The following is a 17,053-nucleotide window of genomic DNA, read 5'->3' as shown; positions in this document are numbered from 1 at the left end:
CAGGCCCACAGGCGTCAGCCCGTCGCGTCTTCGACGCTGACTGGCGACACTTTGAACCAGCGCACGGCGCCGCCCTTGGTGTGCAGCACGAGGAAGTTCAGGCCGCCCAGCACGTGGTGTTCGCCGCGCTTGGGCACATGGCCCATCTCATGCGCGATCAGCCCGCCAATCGTGTTGAAGTCCTGCTCGGCGTCAGTGGGGGCGATGCGCACGCCAAAGGCTTCTTCGACGCGGTCAATGGCGGTGTCGCCGCTGACGCGGTAGGTTCTGTCGGCCAGGCCGAAGATGTCGCCTTCGTTGTCGTCGATGTCGAACTCGTCCTCGATCTCGCCAACGATTTGTTCGAGCACGTCCTCGATCGTGACGAGGCCAGCCGTGCGGCCGAACTCGTCAATAGTGATGGCGAGATGATTGCGGTTGCCGCGGAAGTCGCGCAGCAAATCGTTAAGGCCCTTGCTCTCGGGAACGAACACGGCCGGGCGCAGCAAGGCGCGGATGTTCAGCTCAGGTGCACGCTGCAGCTTGAGCAGGTCCTTGGCCATGAGGATGCCGATGATGTTTTCGCGGTCGCCCTCGAAAACAGGGAAGCGTGAATGCGCCGTGTCGATCACGATGGCGAGCAGCTCGTCAAAGGGTGCATCGATGTTCAGCAAGTCCATCCGCGGCGCGTCGACCATCACGTCGGCAGCCGTCAGGTCGGCCATGCGGATCACGCCTTCGAGCATCACGCGGGATTCCGCGCCGATGATGTCGTTCTCCTGCGCCTCAGCCAGCGACTCGATCAGCTCGGCCTTTGAATCGGGACCGGGGTGGATGAATTCGGCGATCTTCTGCAGGAAGGTGCGCTTGTCTTCCCGTTCGGTGGAAGGTCGCGCAGGATGCGGGTCGGACACGAGGCGTGTGTGCAGGACTTGCTGTGGTGAGGGGACCAACAGGATAGCTGAAAACAGGTCAGCTGCCGGACCTGTGGCGGCCTTCGCGCACACCGCGCCGCACTTCGCCGACGTTCTGAAGAAAGTCCCAGAAATTCTTCGCCTGCACCTTCAGGCGGTAGTCAGTCAGCGCAATCTGCTCTTCCACGATTTCGCTCATCCGGCTGTCGAGCGTGGCAGGCGGCAAACGCAGGAAGGCGTCTGTTTCCGAGCCCACACGCTCGAGCGAGGCGCCTGAATTGCGCGCGATCTTGAGCATGGCCGTGTTTTCGGTCAGTGCGTGGATGAACATCATGTCCACGCCTTCGTTGCGCGCGTGCATGACAGCGCGCTCGAAGAGCCGGGCTCCGAAGCCGCGGCCGCGCGCCTTCTTGAGCACTGAAACGCCGAATTCGGCGCACGATTCAAGCTTGGCGTCTTCGGCAAAGGCCAGGTGCGCCACAGCCAGCAATTCAAGGTTGCGGTTGTAAATTCCGAAGATGTCGTCGCGGTCAAAGTCCAGGCCCGCGACATAGCGCGTGATCTGCTCGTCATTGGCTGCATAGCCAAAACGCAAGTAACGGTCGTGCGGGTCGAGCGCCATCAGGTGAATGGCGATGCGCTCGCGATGGCTCGGCCCCAATGATCGGATCGGGACCACCACCTGCGATGTGCTGACCTGTGGTAACTCAGTCATGCACGCAATTTAAGGGTTTTTACTAGGGGCGCAAGCCAAAAGGGTCTTGCTGAGCAGCGAGCACGTACTTCTACGTAAGCGGAACGGCCGTCGTCGCCTTGACACGGTCGAGCACAAAGCTGGTTTTGCAGTCCTGCACTGACGGGTGCTTGAGCAGGGTGTCCATGATGAAACGGCTGTAGTGCGCCATGTCCTGGACCAGCACGCGCAGCAGGAAATCCATCTCGCCAGTCAGCGCGGCACATTCGACGACTTCGGGCCAGCCCTGTACGCTGGCGCGAAACAGGTCCATCGGGTTGCGCTTGTGGGTCTCCGTGTGCTTTTCCAGGCGCACGTTCAGGTAGGCGGTCAGGCCGAGGCCGACGGATTCCGGTTTGACAAGCGCCACGTAGCGGTCGATGACGCCAGCGTCTTCCAGGCGCTTGACCCGGCGCAACACCGCACTGGCGGAGAGGCCGACTTCGGCGCCGATCACATCGTAGGTTTCACGCCCGTTCTCCTGCAATCGGCGCAGGATGGCGCGATCCAGCTTGTCAAATGAAGTCATCCCAGTCATTACGCAGGATTATTGCTCAAACGGCACTTTTTACGCTTTGCGACGCCATAAAACTGAACGCAGCGCGACCTACAGTCTCGCTTTTCACGCCTTTGCCGCTTTGCAGGCGTATTTAGTAGCCTGCCACCTTCTGGAGACAACATGAACAAAGCACTCCCCGAGTCCTTGACCCATCGATTTGCAGGCTGGGAGAACCCGATGGGCACGGATGGCTTCGAGTTCATCGAATACGCTGCGCCGGACCCCAAGGCCATGGGGGACTTGTTTGTGCGGATGGGCTTCAAGGCGATTGCCAGGCATCGCCACAAGAACGTGACGCTGTATCGTCAAGGCGGCATCAACTTCATCATCAATGCCGAGCCGGACTCGTTCGCGCAGCGTTTCGCGCGCTTGCACGGGCCTAGCGTCTGCGCGATCGCGTTCCGCGTCCAGGACGCCAAGGCAGCTTATGAGCGTGCCATTTCACTGGGCGCCTGGGGCTATGCAGGCCAGGCCGGCCCGGGCGAGCTGAACATTCCGGCCATCAAGGGCATTGGCGACTCGATCATTTACCTGATCGACCGCTGGCGCGGCAAGAACGGCGCGCAAGAGGGCGCCATCGGCAACATCGGCTTCTTCGACGTGGACTTCGAGCCGCTTCCCGGAGCCGAACTCAACCCCGTCGGGCATGGTTTGACCTACATCGACCACCTCACCCACAACGTGCATCGCGGCCGGATGGCCGAGTGGTCCGGCTTCTACGAACGCCTCTTCAATTTCCGGGAAGTGCGCTACTTCGACATCGAGGGCCAGTCCACCGGCGTCAAGAGCAAGGCGATGACCAGTCCCTGCGGAAAGATCCGTATCCCGATCAATGAGGAAGGCAACGAGAAAGCCGGGCAGATCCAGGAATATCTCGACCGCTACCAGGGCGAAGGCATCCAGCACATCGCCATGGGTTCGACCAACCTTTACGACACCGTGGACGCCTTGCAGCTGCAGGGCATCAAGTTGTTGGAGACGAGCGACACGTATTACGAGTTGCTGCCCAAGCGCATACCTGACCACGGCGAAGACATCGGCGGGCTGCAGTCGCGCAACATCCTGGTCGATGGCAAGCCGGGTGACCTGCTGCTGCAGATCTTCAGTGAAAACCAGCTCGGCCCGATCTTCTTCGAGTTCATCCAGCGCAAGGGCAACGAGGGTTTTGGCGAAGGCAATTTCAAGGCACTGTTCGAGACCATGGAGCTTGACCAGATGCGCCGCGGCGTACTTGAAAAGAAGTAAGCGCATCGCACGCGCCCTCCATATTGACTAGCCCGCGCGCCCAGGTGACTAGTCAACATTGAAACTACTGCTTACACTGATTTGTCTTGCACAAGTCTGACGTGTGCAGGCGTCCAATCAACGCAATATCGAGGGGCACGCCACATGGGCGCATTCATGAAAGAGCACGACATCTATGTCGGCAGCTTGCAGGAGAAGTTGAATCTGAGGTTCGCGCCCAAACTGGACGCGAAGACCAAATCCCCGCCCCATGGCCTGCAAGAGATGGTCGAGCTTCAAAAGGAGTTCGAGGTGTTCAAGGTGGGCCGCCCCTTCGAGCGCAGCATCGCTCTGCTCAATCTGGCGGGCTCTTCGAACGCGCAGGTGACAGAGTCGTTCCACGGGTACCTGCGCAGCCTGCGCAAGGCGAAGTCCAATGTGGCGGGCCTCACCGGCGACGCCGCGATCGTGAAGGCACTCGTGGCTAATCTCTCGGCCAAGAAGCCATTGCCCGTTTACTTCGAGCTGCATGACCGTACTGCGTCCAAAGACAGCGACCGCGTGATCATCACCGAAAGCGCACGCCCCTTGTTCTACATGAAGCAGGACTACCTCGTCATCTCGCTGCCGCTCGAGCAGAACACGCGCAAGAAGTGACCTCGCCGCATGCCGGTGTCCACCGCGCGGTGGAGGCGTATTACACCGGCAAGGTCGAAAAGTACGGCGCGACGGCGTTGGGCGTAGATTGGCCCAGCACGCCTTCGCTGCAACTGCGCCTGGTCAAGCTGCTGAAGGTTGTGGACTTCGCGCAGGGCACGTCATTGAACGACCTGGGTTGTGGCTGGGGCGCGGCACTCGACTTGATCGAGCTGCGCCACCGCGCAGCGCGCATCGACTACTCGGGCATCGACTTGTCGGCTGCGATGATCGAGCAAGCGCGGCGCAAATGGGGGCAACGTGCACGCACCGCGTTTTCTGTCGGCCACCAATGCGACCGGATGGCCCACTACTCCATTGCAAGCGGCATCTTCAACGTCAAGCTCGACGCCACACGCCAGGCATGGGAAGCCGCTGTGCAGGCGACGCTACAAAACCTCAATGCGTGCAGCTCGAACGGCTTTGCGGTGAATTTCATGTTGCCTGTGGATGACGCGGACGCCGTGCCGCAGCTCTATCGCACGGAGCCGGATCCGTGGGTCGCTTTTTGTCGGCAGCAATTGCGACGCGCCGTCGAGATCATCGAGGACTACGGCCAGAACGAATTCACGCTGCTGGTGCGCTAGAGGCTCGCCGGGTTGCGCGTTCAGGCCTTGACGTGTGCCGCCGCAAGCGAGTGGGCGATTTGCCGCCACTGCTCACGCGCGGCGTCAAGGTGGCCGCGGTAGATGGCAGCGCCGGTGAGCTCGATCAGCTCGTGCGCAGCCTCGAACATCTGCGCAGCACCGTCCAAGTCGGCATCAGGCTCTTGCAGCATGGTGGCGCCCAGCGTGATGAGGGCTCGACACTCAGACAGGCGCATCGTCCGCTGGCGCGACACGTCAAGCGCTTCCTCGGCCAGGGCGCGGGCCACCTCGAGCTTCTTTTCGCGCCGCTTGCATTCGGCGTGGCCGGACAGGATGTCCGTCTCGTATTCGGTCGCGACATTCGATGTACGTACGACCCAGAGCGCCTCTTCGAATGCCTTGCTGGCGCCCGCGTAGTCGCCCGCCACCGTCAACGCCATCGCACGGCAACTCAGTGCGACGGGCCGCAAGTACGGAACGGGGTGGCGTTCGGCGAGCAGCGCAATGCTGTCGGCATGCTCTTGCGCGAGCGCGGCGTCATCCTTGCACCAGGCAAACTCAACGTGCGCCAGATGGCGAATGATGTGCACTGTCGGATCCGGGTTGCCTTGCACTTCGAGCATGCCCCGCCACGCATCGTCGGCCTCGGCTGCGCGATCGCACCGCATCAAAAGGCGGCCTCGCATGCCCATGGCCCACTGCCCGACCGAGAAGCCCATGAATTCGTGATCTGCCCGATCGATATGCGAGAGGCCCGCCAACGCAGCATCGTTCGCGGCGAGCGCGTGATTGAGCAGGCCGGCCCAGCCGTAAGCCTGGCTGAGCGCGGAGTGCAAAGTGGCCAGCCGGCCCTTGTCCGCATCGCGATCGACCATCCCCAGCGCTTCCTCGACTCGCTGCACATACCAGTCGGCAGGCCCTCCGCTGGCTTGCAACATGCGCCCTTCGATCGTCAGGAGCAACTGCGTCAGCCGCTTGTCGACCTTGACAGCCAACTGCATGGCTTCGTCGATGAAGGGCTGGACCTGTTCGAGGTTGAGGCCTTCACGCCAGCCCAACAGCGATATCTGGCTGCACGCCATGGCCTTGAGCCTGTCGGCCCGCTCATCAGCGGCGTAGCCCGAGAGCAGGTTACGCACTTTGTGCCACTGTTCAATGGCTTGCGCCGGGTTGGTGGAGCCGAGCCACTGCGCTGCGCGTGAGGAGTACGACGCCGCTTCCAGCACCTGCCCCGCCGCTTCGTAGTGGTGTGCGACCAGCGCAGAGAATTCGTCGAGCTGGTCGGCGTAGTAGGTGACCATCGCTGATGCGACCGCCGCATGGATGGTCGCGCGCTTGGCTTTCATCTGCGTGCCGTACGCAACTTCCTGGATCAACGGGTGGCGGAACGTGAAGCGCCGACCGCCCGCGGCCGGTTGCGGCTGGATCAGCTCGGACTGGCACAACGAGTCCATCGCGCGCTCGATCTGCGCGCGCGTGGCGCCGGCGACTTTGTCGAGCACGGCCATCGGCACTTCCTTGCCGATGATGGCGCACATCTGCAGCAATGACTTTTCAGATTCGCTCAGCCTGTCGATCCGCGCACCAATCACCGCCTGCACCGTGGCTGGCAGCGCCCGCTCGACCGACTCGATCCCGTTGCTGCCGTGCGATGGATCGCCTGACAGCATCCCGCGCTCGGCCACTGAGCGGACCAGTTCTTCCGCGAAGAAGGGGTTGCCTCCGCTTCGCTTCGCAATCAGCTGCGAGATGTCCTGGAATTCGCGGCGATGGCTGATCAGCTCGCGCACGAGCGCATCGGTGTCCGCAGCGCTCAGCTCCCCGATTTCAACCTCGCCGAAATTCTCAAGTCCGGCCCAGGGGGAGCGGTAAGACGAGCGGTAATTGAGCACCACCATCGTCTTGGTCGAAGCCACTGCTTCGACAAGCGCTGCGACGAATTCCTCGCTGGCGTCGTCCAGCCAGTGCATGTCCTCGATGAGGATCACGGCCACCGTGTTCGCAGAGTGCTTGACGAGTGCCGTGACGATGGAAAGCAACCTGGCACGGCGGGCCTTGGCCGGCAAAGGCGGCGCCGCATCTTCAGCAGCTTCGGCCACACCAAGAAAGTCGCATAGCAGCGCGTAGTCACCCGGTTGCGCAGATCCCATCTCCCGCAGCCGCGCTTCGATGCGCGTGCGCGCCACGCCAGGTGCATCGTTGGCATTGATGCCAAAGAAAAAGACGCGCATCAACTCGAGAACCGGCTGCAGGGGCGTTGCGCTGCCATACAGCTGCGCCCTGACTTCGAACACCGGGCGGCCGCGTGCACGGCACCACTGCGCAAATTCAAAACACAGGCGACTCTTGCCCGAGCCGGGCCCACCGCTCACACCGAAGACTTGTGCGTTGCCAGCTTCGGTCAGCCGCTGGGCTTGCTGCAGCAACGCGAGTTCTTTGTCGCGCCCGCGAAATGGTGTGAGCTTGGCCTGGTTGAAGTGCTGGCTGGCGAACGCGGGCTTGAGCCCTTCGAGTGCGAATATCTCCACCTGCTCGGAAATGCCCTTGAGTGCCACGAGGCCGATCGATTCTGCGTCGACGAGCCCGCGCACGAGCGAGTAACAGTCCAGCGTGATGGTCACGCCGCCGGGCGGTGCGACGCCGATGACGCGGCTGGCCAGGTGGATCGTCAGGCCGTGCGCGCCGCCTCCTTTGCCGCCGTCTTGCGCATGCGGGTCGGAGGCAACAAGCCCGGAGTGCAGGCCTACGCGAATGCGCAGGCCATGTGGTTCGTTGAACGCCGCCTGCATTTGCAGCGCCGACTCGCAAGCAAGCCGCGCATGGCCTTCCAGTGCGCGCGGCACGCCGAACAAAGCCATCACGCCGTCGCCGAGTGTGCGTATGACGGTGCCGCCAAATCGCTCGACGACTTCACACATCGCCATCACTGCAGGCTGCAGGCGCTCCATGGCCTGCTCTGGGTCGAGCAATGCAATCTGCTCTGTTGAACTGACGACGTCCGCGAAGAGGACTGTGGCCTGCTTGAGTTCACCCCACCCATGGGCAGGTGTGACTCCAGCGAGTGCGACAGGCCGCGTGGCGGGAGCGGCTGCCGCAGCGCGGCCCAGGGGCGTGCCACACCCGCCGCAGAACCGGGCTGCAGGCGCAATGGCAAAACCGCACGACGAACACTGCCGCGCGAGCGCGCTGCCGCAGTTTTCGCAAAATCGGTTCGTCTCGGGATTAGGTGCGTGACACCCGTGGCACTCCATGCGCGCATGTTACGCGCGCGCGGTGTCAGACCATCACATTGACGGCTTTCCAGCCCGCCTTCACGGCGTCGTGCGCCTTCGAGCCCTTGCCATGTAGCGCCGCTGCAACGTCTACTGTCGCATGGGCTGCATCAAGGAACGTGGAGCGCGCCCGCAACTTGTCGAACCCCTTGAGCCAGGTCTGGCCAAGGGTCTCCCACGACTTGCCGCCCAGAGCCATCGCAGCAACATAAAACGCATGATTGGGAATGCCGCTCGCCTTGTGCGCATCGTCGGTTGGCGAGAAGCGCCGGTAGTCGCTGATCTGGTCGTCCTGCGCCCAAGTCGCCTGCCGGTTGCCGGGGGCCTTCAAGGAGCGCACCGCCTTGCCGACACCCGGGGCGAAGATGTCTTCGCCGATCACCCAGTCCGCCTGATCGACGGTCTGGCCCTTGTGCCACTGCTTGATCATGCTGGCGAAGACATCCGAGAACGACTCATTGAGCGAACCCGCCTCACCTTTGAGCGTGGGAGGCATGCCCGACGGCCACACCACGCCGAGGCCACCCTTGACCAGGTGCTGGGTCACACCATGGGAGAACTCGTGCGCAATGATGCCCAGAGAATGGGCCATCCCCTTGAAGTGAGCGCCGTCTCCGTCGCCAACGATCATCTGCTCGCCCGTCCACATGGCGTTCGCAAATCGAAAACCGTAGTGCACCGAGGTGTCGATGCGCATTCCGCGGCCGTCGGCCGAATCGCGCCCCATGACGCTCTTGAAGAACTGCAGCGCGATGCCGATGTTGTCGTACGCCTGATTGGCCTGCGCGTCGCGCGTGGGCGCGTCGTCCTCGTCGCGCAGCAGCGTGCCGGGCAGCAAGGTCCGGCCCTGGGCGTCGTACACGCGGCGCTGCAAGGGCTGGGTTGCAGGCTCAGGGTGGGCCGCTGCGGCGCTCAGGCCCGAGCGCTGGCCGCGCAGCCCGGTGGAGTGTTTGATCTGCGCTTGCAGTAACGCCCGACCTTCATCGTCTGATTGATCGGCCAGGTGCTGGATCAACTTTCGCGGCACCGCGAAGCAGACACAGCCGGACATGCGTTTCATGGGTTAAGGCGCCCGCTACCAGCGAGCCGGTAGCTTTTTCAGCAGCGTGATGCGCTTGACGCCCAGTTCGATGTAGCCGCCCTTTTCGAGGTCCTTGAGCAGGCGGCTGACCATCTCGCGCGAGGCGCCGACGCGGCTGGCGATGTTCTGGTGAGTGATTTGGGTCAGAACGATCGGCTCTCCCGGCTTGGCCGGGCCCTGCGTGCTTTCAAGCGTGACGATGACGCGGCCATACACGTCGAGCAATGCCATGTTGCGCGCCGTCTCGGTGGCAGCGCGCGCACGGCGGATCACCTGAGCGACGAGATCGAGCGCGAATTCCGGCTCCTCCGCCAGGTGCTCGCGCAAGGCGGACCGGCCAACGACGGAGCAGGTACACGGCTCGAGCGTCATGACCGAGGCAGAGCGGGGGCCTCCGTCAAGCCACATTTCACCGAAGTAGTCGCCCGCCTCCACCACGTTGTAGGTGATTTCACGACCGTCCGCGTCGTTGGAGAACACCTTGACGCGGCCCTGGAGCAGGACAAAGAGCGAATCGCCGATCTCGCCTTCATTGACGATGACGGCGTGTTTGCGATAGTTGCGAAGCGTGCCGCGCAGTGCAAGTTGCCGAAGGCCAGGACTGAGCGCAGTGAGCAGTTTTTCTTGTGCCGCCGAAGGGCCAGGCATGTTCATGACGACGTTCCCCAATTCCGGCGGACTCTAGCATGAGCGGGCGCCGCCGACGAGCTTGCGCGCAGTCAGTGCATCGGTTCGTGCCAAAACGCGGGCGCAACGGGTGGCAGTACGGCGATGCGACTCACCAGCTCACGCACGCCACTGGACTTGGTCTTGGCGCAGAGGCTGCGAATATGGCTGCGCACCGTCGATACGGCAACCTTGAGTTGAACTGCGACTTCTGGTGCAGACAGCCCCTGGCACAGAATGCCGAGTACCTGCTCTTCGGCGGCAGTAAGGCCATGCGCGCGTGCAAAGAAGCACAGCATGAGCGAGTCGCAGACCATGGCGCGCGAGAAGAGCCACGCGGCGCGCATCGGCCCGCCCGGGATGGCAGGCCGAAGCGGCAGGATGACCAGCGTCAGCGACGGACCCACCGGGGCGGCGAGGCTCACGAGGCCCCGCTTGCCATTGGCGACTCTTGCCAGCGCTTCCTGCAGGATGCGCGCGCTGTCCGGCGCGCAGGCATGGACGGCCTCATCGCGCAGCACGATCACACGGGTGCGCGACAGCTCAATTCGCGCAGCCTGGTTGGCGTGAAGCAAGCGCCCTGCGATGTCCGTCACGAGGACGCCGTGCGCCAGCTCATCCATTAGCAGCGCGAGGCCGGCACCCAGGCCTGCAGTCGCTTCGGCGTGCAGGCTGCTTGCGGCAGCGCCTTGTTTTGCCAGTCCATCCATGTCGGGCCCCCAACCTTCTTTGTGTAGGCAAAGGATAGGAACTGTCGAGCCTGCGCGCTGGCAAAAATGAACGCTATTCCTGTGAGAAATTCACATCGCCACTGGGTGCCAGCACGAACGCCAATGTCTCTTCGACAACGAGACGATCGAAGGCCAGGTCCACGTGGGCGACGCCCCGCACGAGCCTGTTGTCCGCGCCGGGCAATGTGGCCGTGGAAACCGGGAAGACGATGTTGTCGCAGTTCGAATACCAGCAGGTAAATAACGCGTGCGACTGGCTGTTTGCCGCCTTGGCAAGCTCACGGACCCACTTGCCATCCAGCCGCATTTCCCGGCCATTCGTCAGGTGGCTGAAGCGCCCCAGCCAGGTGCCGTTGTGCGGCGACCCGATCGTGACAACACGATGCACTCGTCGATGGTCTTTGGCCACACGCAACCAGGCCCGCGCTGCCAGGCCGCCCATGCTGTGGCAGATCAGTACGGGTGGCATTCCGGTGGCCCGCGTCACGCGTTCGACCGCGTCTTCAATGATGGGGACGTACTCGTCGATGGAGCCGAAGACCGGCTCCAGGTTCACCGCCACGAACGGGTGGCCTGCCGCACGCAGGCGATCGAGCCAGGGGTTCCAGAAACCACGGTTGCAGACGAAGCCGTGGATGAACACGGCGCCGCGCCGGCCGCCATCAACCGGCCCCAGGAAGTCGGGCACGGCACGCCACCTGAACGGCTGCCGCCAGCAGAAAACTCGCGGTGCCGAGATCACTTCACCAACCCATGCCCGGATCAGGTCGAGAGCGCCGGGGCGCGCTTGTGGATCGCCACCGACGAAGTGAAGCGCCACAAATTCGACCGCAAGAAACGCGGCGTAGCTAAAGGCAATGAGCACAAAGCCGGCGACTGCGATGCCCGGCGATGCATTCCAGTGCCATGCGAACCACCCAAGCGACAAGGCGGCGAGCGTCACTGTGACGACTTGCTGCAGGCGGGCGAGCGCGGAGTGACTTTGCATCAGGCGAGCGTCACAGCGTCGGCACCGAGCCGCCTTGCCAAACCCTGTGCGAGGCGATTGGTGATGCCGTAGATCGACAGTTGTGGATTGGCTCCGATGCTTGTCGGAAAGATCGAGCCGTCATGGATCGACAGATTCGCCAGTTGCCAGTGCTGTCCATCAGGGCGCGTCACGCCCCGCTTTTCGTCGGCCGCCGCCGCGCATCCGCCCATGACATGGGCACTGACTACTTTGGTGAGCAGGGGCTGCATCGGGAGCGCGGCGATGGCTGCCTTTGCTTCGGTCCAGGACTGGTAGGGGCGAGCCAGTTCATGCACCGGCAAAACTTCCTTGGCGCCTGCGGCGAATTGCAGTTCTGCCATTGTGAGCATCGCCCGGCGCGCACCGTCCATCACAAAGTCAGTCAACTTGTAGTCGAGGCTGGCCGATCCGTCGGCGCGCAATGACACTTCGCCGCCTGGCGACTGGTCATGAAAGCCGTCCCGCAAGAGAGCGAGCAACACATGCGTGTTGGGGAATTGCCTGAGCAGGGCCGCCTGCTCCGCGCCCATCCCCGAGACGCTGGACGCGAAAATCACCGGGTGCAATGGGGGCGCTTCCAGTTTGTAGCCGATGGGCCCGTCGATGGCTTGCGTCTCGAGAAAGTGATCGGTGTAGATGGTCTGCGGCGCGCCGCTCCAGCCTTCGACCTTGGCCGGCATGACGCCAGCTGACATCACCACCGGATGCAGGAACGTACGTTTGCCCAGCTTCCCATGCGGATCAGGCGCCTGCGAACGCAGCAACACTGCTGGCGAGTTGATCGCGCCGGCCGAGAGCACATAGTGCTTGGCGATGATGGTGGTGTGTACGCTGGCTGCCGAAACCGGCGCTCCATTCGGCTTCACCGACTTGCATTCGATTGCCTGAACACGTCCGTTGGCAATGCGCAGTTGCTCGACACGCGTCTCGACGATCAGGCGCGCACCCTTGTCGAGCGCCACAGGAATGGTCGTGACCAGCATGGACTGCTTGGCATTTGTCGGGCAGCCCATGCCGCACGAACCGAGGTTCCAGCAACCTTTGACGTTTCGCGAGATGGAAGCGGCCGCGATGCCCAGCTTGGCCGCGCCGCGTCGCAGAAGGTCGTTGTTCTCGTTGGGCGGCACTAGCCAAGGCCCGATCGACAAGCGCTGCTCGGCTTGCTGGAAATACGGCGCGAGCGTGTCATCGTCGAAAGTCGAGAGCCCGTAGTGTTCGCGCCAGTAACGCAGGGTGCTGCTCGGGGTGCGGAAGGAACTCGTCCAGTTGACGGTGGTCGAGCCGCCAACGCAGCGCCCCTGCAAGATGTTGATCGCCTTGTCGGCAGTCTTTCGCGCCGCGCTCTCCTGGTAGAGCGACGGGTAGGCGATTGCTTCATGCTGCTTGAAGTCCGAACTGCTGCGAAGCGGGCCTTCCTCGATGACGACGACGTCCAGACCAGCGCGGGCGAGCAGTTCGGCCGTAACGCCACCGCCGGCACCCGAGCCAACGATCGCCACGTCGCACGTGATCGTCGCAGGCAATTCGCCGTGCGAGCCGCCCAACACTTTCCATCCGCGTTTTAAACCTTCGCGGATCGGGTCACGAACTGCTGTCATTGGTCAATCTTTTGCGGCCCGGGATACCCAAGCGCGCTCCATGTCTGTGAATCGGAAAAGTACGCACCACCCACGATGTCGTGAAGCGCCTGGTACGCCTGACGCCGCAAGCTGATGGCCGACACACGCATCGACTGCAGCCCTTGCTGGACCTCGGCGACACTGGACTCAGCCCAACTGGCTGACAGCCCGATCAATGCGCGCCGGCCGGGCGCACTGGCGAGGAGCGTGATCAATTGGGAGAGCTCGGCTTGCGCGTGCGGCGGCAAGGCCGCAATCAGCTCGTCGATGCGGTCGAGCAGCGCCGCCGTTGCGGACTCGCGCTGCGCCGCCACCGTCGGCAGCGAGCCATCGAGAATGGCCTGGCTGACCGCGAGAAATACACCCCTGCCTGTCGGCGTGAGCCGCGCATCAGCCATTCCGGGCCGCAGCAGGGCAAGGGAGCCTCCGCCTATGACAAGAACGGCTGCCGAGATCGCTCCCAGCGCCAACAACCTTCTTCTTTGCATGCGGCGCACTATGGCATGGGGTTCTGCCTGCCCTGTAGGGGCCGGAGCCTAGATAGACTCGGGGTTTGCATGGAAGCCGCCCGAAAAATACGTGACGCTGTGCAGCGCGTCAGTGCGCTGCGTGAATCGGCGTCTGCTTCACCGTCAGTGCGCAGTGCATTGGTGCAGGTGAAGAATCTGCAGGCTCGCCGTTTCGTGGGCACTTATACGGACCTGCTGGCGAGCGGCCCGTACGCCGAGGCGGCGCAGTTCTTCCTCGATGAGCTGTACAGCGACAAGGATTACGCGGAGCGAGACGCCCAGTTTGCGCGGATCGCTGGAGCAATCGAACGATTCTTTCCATCGCAGGTTGTGGCAACGGCGGTTGCTCTCGCCGAGCTTCACGCGCTGACCGAGGAGCTCGATCACGCCATGGCAGTCGCCTCGGCGGGGCTGGAAGCAAATACGGCAGGCGAGGCGGCGCGCTATGTGGCCGCGTGGCGAACAGTGGGACGGCGCGCTGATCGCGAAGGGCAACTCGCCGTTGTGCTCGATATCGGTCGCGAGATGACAAAACTGACGCGCACTGCGGGCTTGCGGACACTCTTGAAGATGATGCGTGCACCTGCTGCGGCTGCAGGCCTCAGTTCCTTGCAGCGCTTTTTGGAGCATGGCTTCGACACGTTTGCAGCCATGGCGCGCCGGCCGGCGGGCGCCGAGGCATTTCTGGGCCTGATCGCGAGCCGAGAGAAAGACCTGATCCGCAGCCTGTTCGACGATGAACTTGTCGCCTGCGAGACGGATTTGGCACGGACGTTAGGACAAGCCCGCTAACCGGTTTGACCGGCGCCTTTGACAATCGCTCGCGTAAGGAGTGTGCAATGGACAAGCCATGGATCAAGACCTACCCCGAGGGTGTTCCGCATGACGTGAATCCGTCGGAATACAACTCGCTGACGCAGCTACTGGAGGAATCGTTCAGGAAGAACGCCTCACGCCCGTTTTCCGTCTGCATGGAACGCTGGATGACCTACGGCCAGCTCGACTCGCTGTCGGCGGCCCTAGGTGCGTGGTTGCAGGCACAGGGCCTCGAGCCCGGGGCTCGCGTTGCCATCATGCTGCCCAACATCCCGCAATTTGCGGTAACGATGTCGGCGATCCTGCGGGCGGGCTATACGTGCGTGAACGTGAACCCGCTCTACACGCCGCGGGAACTAGAGCATCAGCTGAGAGATTCGGGGGCGACGACGATCGTCATCCTCGAGAACTTTGCCAAGACGCTGGAAGAGGTGATCGACCGTACACCCGTAAAAAACGTGGTGATGGCCTCGATGGGTGATCTGCTTGGGTTTGTTTTTGGCACCTGGATCACGTTTGCGGTGCGCCACCTGGCCAAGATGGTGCCGGCTTACAAGCTGCCACTGACGGATGGCCGAAAAGTGACGCCGTTCAATCGCGCCATTGCCGATGGGTCGAGCATGACGTTGAAGTCTGTGTCGCAAACGCTGGATTCGATTGCCTTTTTGCAGTACACAGGCGGCACGACGGGGCTATCGAAAGGCGCCGTTCTGACGCATCGAAACATCGTCGCGGCAATCCTGCAGGCCGAGGCTTGGTTCACTCCCGCGCTCAAGAAAATCGGAGACCCGAGCAAGACCAACAGCATCGCGGCATTGCCGCTGTATCACATTTTTGCTCTGACGCTTTGTCTGCTGGCCATCCGATGGGGCTCGCACCTCACGCTTGTGCCCAATCCACGAGATTTCGGCAAATTCATCGAGGTATTGAAGAAGCGGCCCTTCCATCTGTTCCCGGCGGTGAACACACTATTCAACGCGCTGATGCAGCACCCGCAGTTCAAATCGATAGACTTCTCCCAGCTCTGTCTGTCCCAGGCGGGCGGCATGGCCGCGTCGGAGGGCACAGCACGCCAATGGCAACAATTGACTGGCTGCCCCATGGTCGAAGGCTGGGGCATGAGTGAGACGTGTGCGATCGGCACCAACAACATTGTCACGAGCAGGGAATTTACCGGCACTATCGGGCTACCGTTGCCGGGGATCGATATCGCCATCAAGGACGACGACGGTAAGTCTTTGGGCATTGGCGAATCAGGCGAGATTTGTATCAGGGGGCCGAACGTCATGCGCGGCTACTACAACCAGCCAGCAGAGAACGAGAAAGCGTTTACCAGCGATGGCTTCATGCGAACCGGCGACATCGGCATCATGGACCGGCAGGGTTACACCAAGATCGTGGACCGCAAGAAGGACATGATCCTGGTCAGCGGGTTCAACGTGTTCCCCAACGAACTCGAGAACGTGATCTCACTTTGCCCAGGCGTCGTTGAATGCGCAGCGATTGGAATACCCGATGAGAAGCAGGGCGAGGCCATCAAGGTGTTCGTCGTGAAAAGCGAGCCTACATTGTCGGAAGACGACGTTGCAAAGTACTGTAGACAGAACCTCACCGGCTACAAGGTCCCGAAGTACATCGAGTTTCGAGACGATCTGCCGAAAACGAACGTTGGCAAAATCCTTCGGCGCGAACTGCGGGCCGGCAAGTGAAGTCATCTCATCCCGAGTAGTAGTCGGTGCCCACAACGCAAATCAACGCGGCTCTTCCGCCGGGTATGACTGTCTTCGAGCGCGGATGGCTGTCGTCTAACAATATTTTATTTGTGGGCCCGACAAGGTCGGCATTGATAGATAGCGGGTATTGGACGCACTCGCAGCAGACTCTGCGTCTGGTTCAGGCAGCACTAGGCGAACAAACGCTGGATCTGCTGATCAATACGCACTTGCATAGCGATCACTGCGGCGGAAACGAGCAACTGCAAGTTCGTTATCCTGCGCTGAGGACTCTGATTCCTCCTGGTCAGGCAGACGCCGTGCGTAGCTGGGACACGGTCGCTCTGACGTACGTGCCAACCGGGCAAGGATGTCCGCGTTTTTCGATCGATGACGTTTTGAATCCAGGCACGACGCTCCTTCTGGGCGATCGGCAGTGGCAAGTGCATGCCGCGCCAGGCCATGACCCGCATTCGGTGATTCTTTACGAGCCGCAATCGCGTGTTTTAGTTTCAGCGGATGCGCTTTGGGAAAACGGCTTTGGTGTCGTCTTTCCAGAACTTGAGGGTGATGATGGCTTCGATGGCGTCGCATCCACGCTCGATTTGATTGAATCACTTGCGCCGCACACAATTGTTCCGGGACATGGGCCGGTCTTCCACGATTTGGCAGCGGCCTTGAATGTAGCGCGCTCGCGCCTTGCGGCGTTTCGTGCCAGCCCTCGCAAACATGCTGGCCACGCTGCCAAGGTACTTCTCAAGTTCAAGTTGTTGGAGTTGCAAGAGATGTCGTTTGAATCTCTCGAGTCGTGGGGCGAGATGACCTGCCCCCTTCCACCCTGCCAATCAAACTTTGGAAGTCCGGGGTTTCAAGGTTAATCGATTGCTCGATCGGTTGATGATCGAACTGCATCGCCTGCGCGCAGGCGATGCAGTTCGGCGAATCG

General features: G+C 62.1%; 16 protein-coding genes. 6 read left to right on the top strand and 10 right to left on the bottom strand.

Translation table 11 applies throughout. The features are described from left to right. Positions 1–14: 14 nt before the first annotated feature. The 3 genes from GHT07_RS19770 to GHT07_RS19760 all read right to left on the bottom strand — a co-directional run bounded on the left by GHT07_RS19770 (position 15) and on the right by GHT07_RS19760 (position 2,155). Positions 15–893 (bottom strand): HlyC/CorC family transporter, encoded by an 879-nt coding sequence (locus GHT07_RS19770; protein WP_323741029.1) that lies wholly within the window; start codon positions 891–893, stop codon positions 15–17. Positions 894–951: 58 nt separating this feature from the next. Then, positions 952–1,608: a GNAT family N-acetyltransferase gene (locus GHT07_RS19765; RefSeq protein ID WP_153586830.1), complete on the bottom strand. Its 657-nt coding sequence runs from the start codon at positions 1,606–1,608 to the stop codon at positions 952–954. 70 nt (positions 1,609–1,678) lie between these two features. Continuing rightward, positions 1,679–2,155 (bottom strand): Lrp/AsnC family transcriptional regulator, encoded by a 477-nt coding sequence (locus tag GHT07_RS19760; protein WP_395689179.1) that lies wholly within the window; start codon positions 2,153–2,155, stop codon positions 1,679–1,681. 150 nt (positions 2,156–2,305) lie between these two features. Here GHT07_RS19760 and hppD point away from each other — a divergent pair, with 150 nt between their 5' ends. From hppD to GHT07_RS19745, 3 genes are all read left to right on the top strand, one after another. Further along, the gene (gene hppD / locus GHT07_RS19755; RefSeq protein WP_153586828.1) at positions 2,306–3,430 is read left to right on the top strand and encodes a 4-hydroxyphenylpyruvate dioxygenase; all 1,125 of its coding nucleotides are present in this window, start codon (positions 2,306–2,308) and stop codon (positions 3,428–3,430) included. 144 nt (positions 3,431–3,574) lie between these two features. Beyond that, positions 3,575–4,066 (top strand): hypothetical protein, encoded by a 492-nt coding sequence (locus GHT07_RS19750; protein WP_153586827.1) that lies wholly within the window; start codon positions 3,575–3,577, stop codon positions 4,064–4,066. Beyond that, on the top strand, positions 4,063–4,692 hold the full coding sequence (locus tag GHT07_RS19745; RefSeq protein ID WP_153586826.1) for a methyltransferase domain-containing protein: 630 nt from the start codon (positions 4,063–4,065) through the stop codon (positions 4,690–4,692). Before GHT07_RS19750 ends, GHT07_RS19745 begins: the two co-directional genes overlap by 4 nt. A 20-nt stretch (positions 4,693–4,712) precedes the next feature. On the opposite strand, the gene GHT07_RS19740 is transcribed toward GHT07_RS19745, so the two are convergent. The 7 genes from GHT07_RS19740 to GHT07_RS19710 all read right to left on the bottom strand — a co-directional run bounded on the left by GHT07_RS19740 (position 4,713) and on the right by GHT07_RS19710 (position 13,558). Further along, a complete protein-coding gene (locus GHT07_RS19740) occupies positions 4,713–7,943 on the bottom strand; it encodes an adenylate/guanylate cyclase domain-containing protein (RefSeq protein ID WP_153586825.1) in 3,231 nt (1,076 codons plus the stop codon). A gap of 25 nt (positions 7,944–7,968) precedes the next feature. Continuing rightward, complete coding sequence (locus GHT07_RS19735) at positions 7,969–9,024, bottom strand: M4 family metallopeptidase (RefSeq protein ID WP_153586824.1); 1,056 nt, start codon at positions 9,022–9,024, stop codon at positions 7,969–7,971. 15 nt (positions 9,025–9,039) lie between these two features. Beyond that, complete coding sequence (locus GHT07_RS19730) at positions 9,040–9,699, bottom strand: Crp/Fnr family transcriptional regulator (RefSeq protein ID WP_153586823.1); 660 nt, start codon at positions 9,697–9,699, stop codon at positions 9,040–9,042. Positions 9,700–9,764: 65 nt separating this feature from the next. Next, positions 9,765–10,421 carry a helix-turn-helix transcriptional regulator gene (locus tag GHT07_RS19725; protein ID WP_153586822.1) on the bottom strand — a complete coding sequence of 219 codons (657 nt, stop codon included), beginning with the start codon at positions 10,419–10,421 and terminating at the stop codon, positions 9,765–9,767. 73 nt (positions 10,422–10,494) lie between these two features. Next, a complete protein-coding gene (locus tag GHT07_RS19720) occupies positions 10,495–11,430 on the bottom strand; it encodes an esterase/lipase family protein (protein ID WP_153586821.1) in 936 nt (311 codons plus the stop codon). Continuing rightward, the gene (locus GHT07_RS19715) at positions 11,430–13,049 is read right to left on the bottom strand and encodes a GMC family oxidoreductase (RefSeq protein WP_153586820.1); all 1,620 of its coding nucleotides are present in this window, start codon (positions 13,047–13,049) and stop codon (positions 11,430–11,432) included. Before GHT07_RS19715 ends, GHT07_RS19720 begins: the two co-directional genes overlap by 1 nt. Further along, positions 13,046–13,558 carry a hypothetical protein gene (locus tag GHT07_RS19710; RefSeq protein WP_153586819.1) on the bottom strand — a complete coding sequence of 171 codons (513 nt, stop codon included), beginning with the start codon at positions 13,556–13,558 and terminating at the stop codon, positions 13,046–13,048. Before GHT07_RS19710 ends, GHT07_RS19715 begins: the two co-directional genes overlap by 4 nt. A gap of 162 nt (positions 13,559–13,720) precedes the next feature. Between GHT07_RS19710 and GHT07_RS19705 the strand changes: the two genes are divergently transcribed. Genes GHT07_RS19705 through GHT07_RS19695 form a run of 3 tightly spaced genes read left to right on the top strand, consistent with a single transcriptional unit; the run spans position 13,721 to position 16,985 of the window. After that, positions 13,721–14,371 (top strand): FFLEELY motif protein, encoded by a 651-nt coding sequence (locus GHT07_RS19705; protein ID WP_323741033.1) that lies wholly within the window; start codon positions 13,721–13,723, stop codon positions 14,369–14,371. A gap of 47 nt (positions 14,372–14,418) precedes the next feature. Further along, positions 14,419–16,104: an AMP-binding protein gene (locus GHT07_RS19700; RefSeq protein ID WP_153586818.1), complete on the top strand. Its 1,686-nt coding sequence runs from the start codon at positions 14,419–14,421 to the stop codon at positions 16,102–16,104. Positions 16,105–16,130: 26 nt separating this feature from the next. After that, the gene (locus GHT07_RS19695) at positions 16,131–16,985 is read left to right on the top strand and encodes an MBL fold metallo-hydrolase (RefSeq protein WP_323741028.1); all 855 of its coding nucleotides are present in this window, start codon (positions 16,131–16,133) and stop codon (positions 16,983–16,985) included. Positions 16,986–17,053: the final 68 nt, after the last annotated feature.

Source organism: Caenimonas koreensis DSM 17982, from assembly GCF_009646335.1.
GTDB classification, from domain to species: domain Bacteria; phylum Pseudomonadota; class Gammaproteobacteria; order Burkholderiales; family Burkholderiaceae_C; genus Ramlibacter; species Ramlibacter koreensis.
Note: the sequence above shows the minus strand (reverse complement) of the source record. Positions and strands in the feature narration are given on the sequence as shown.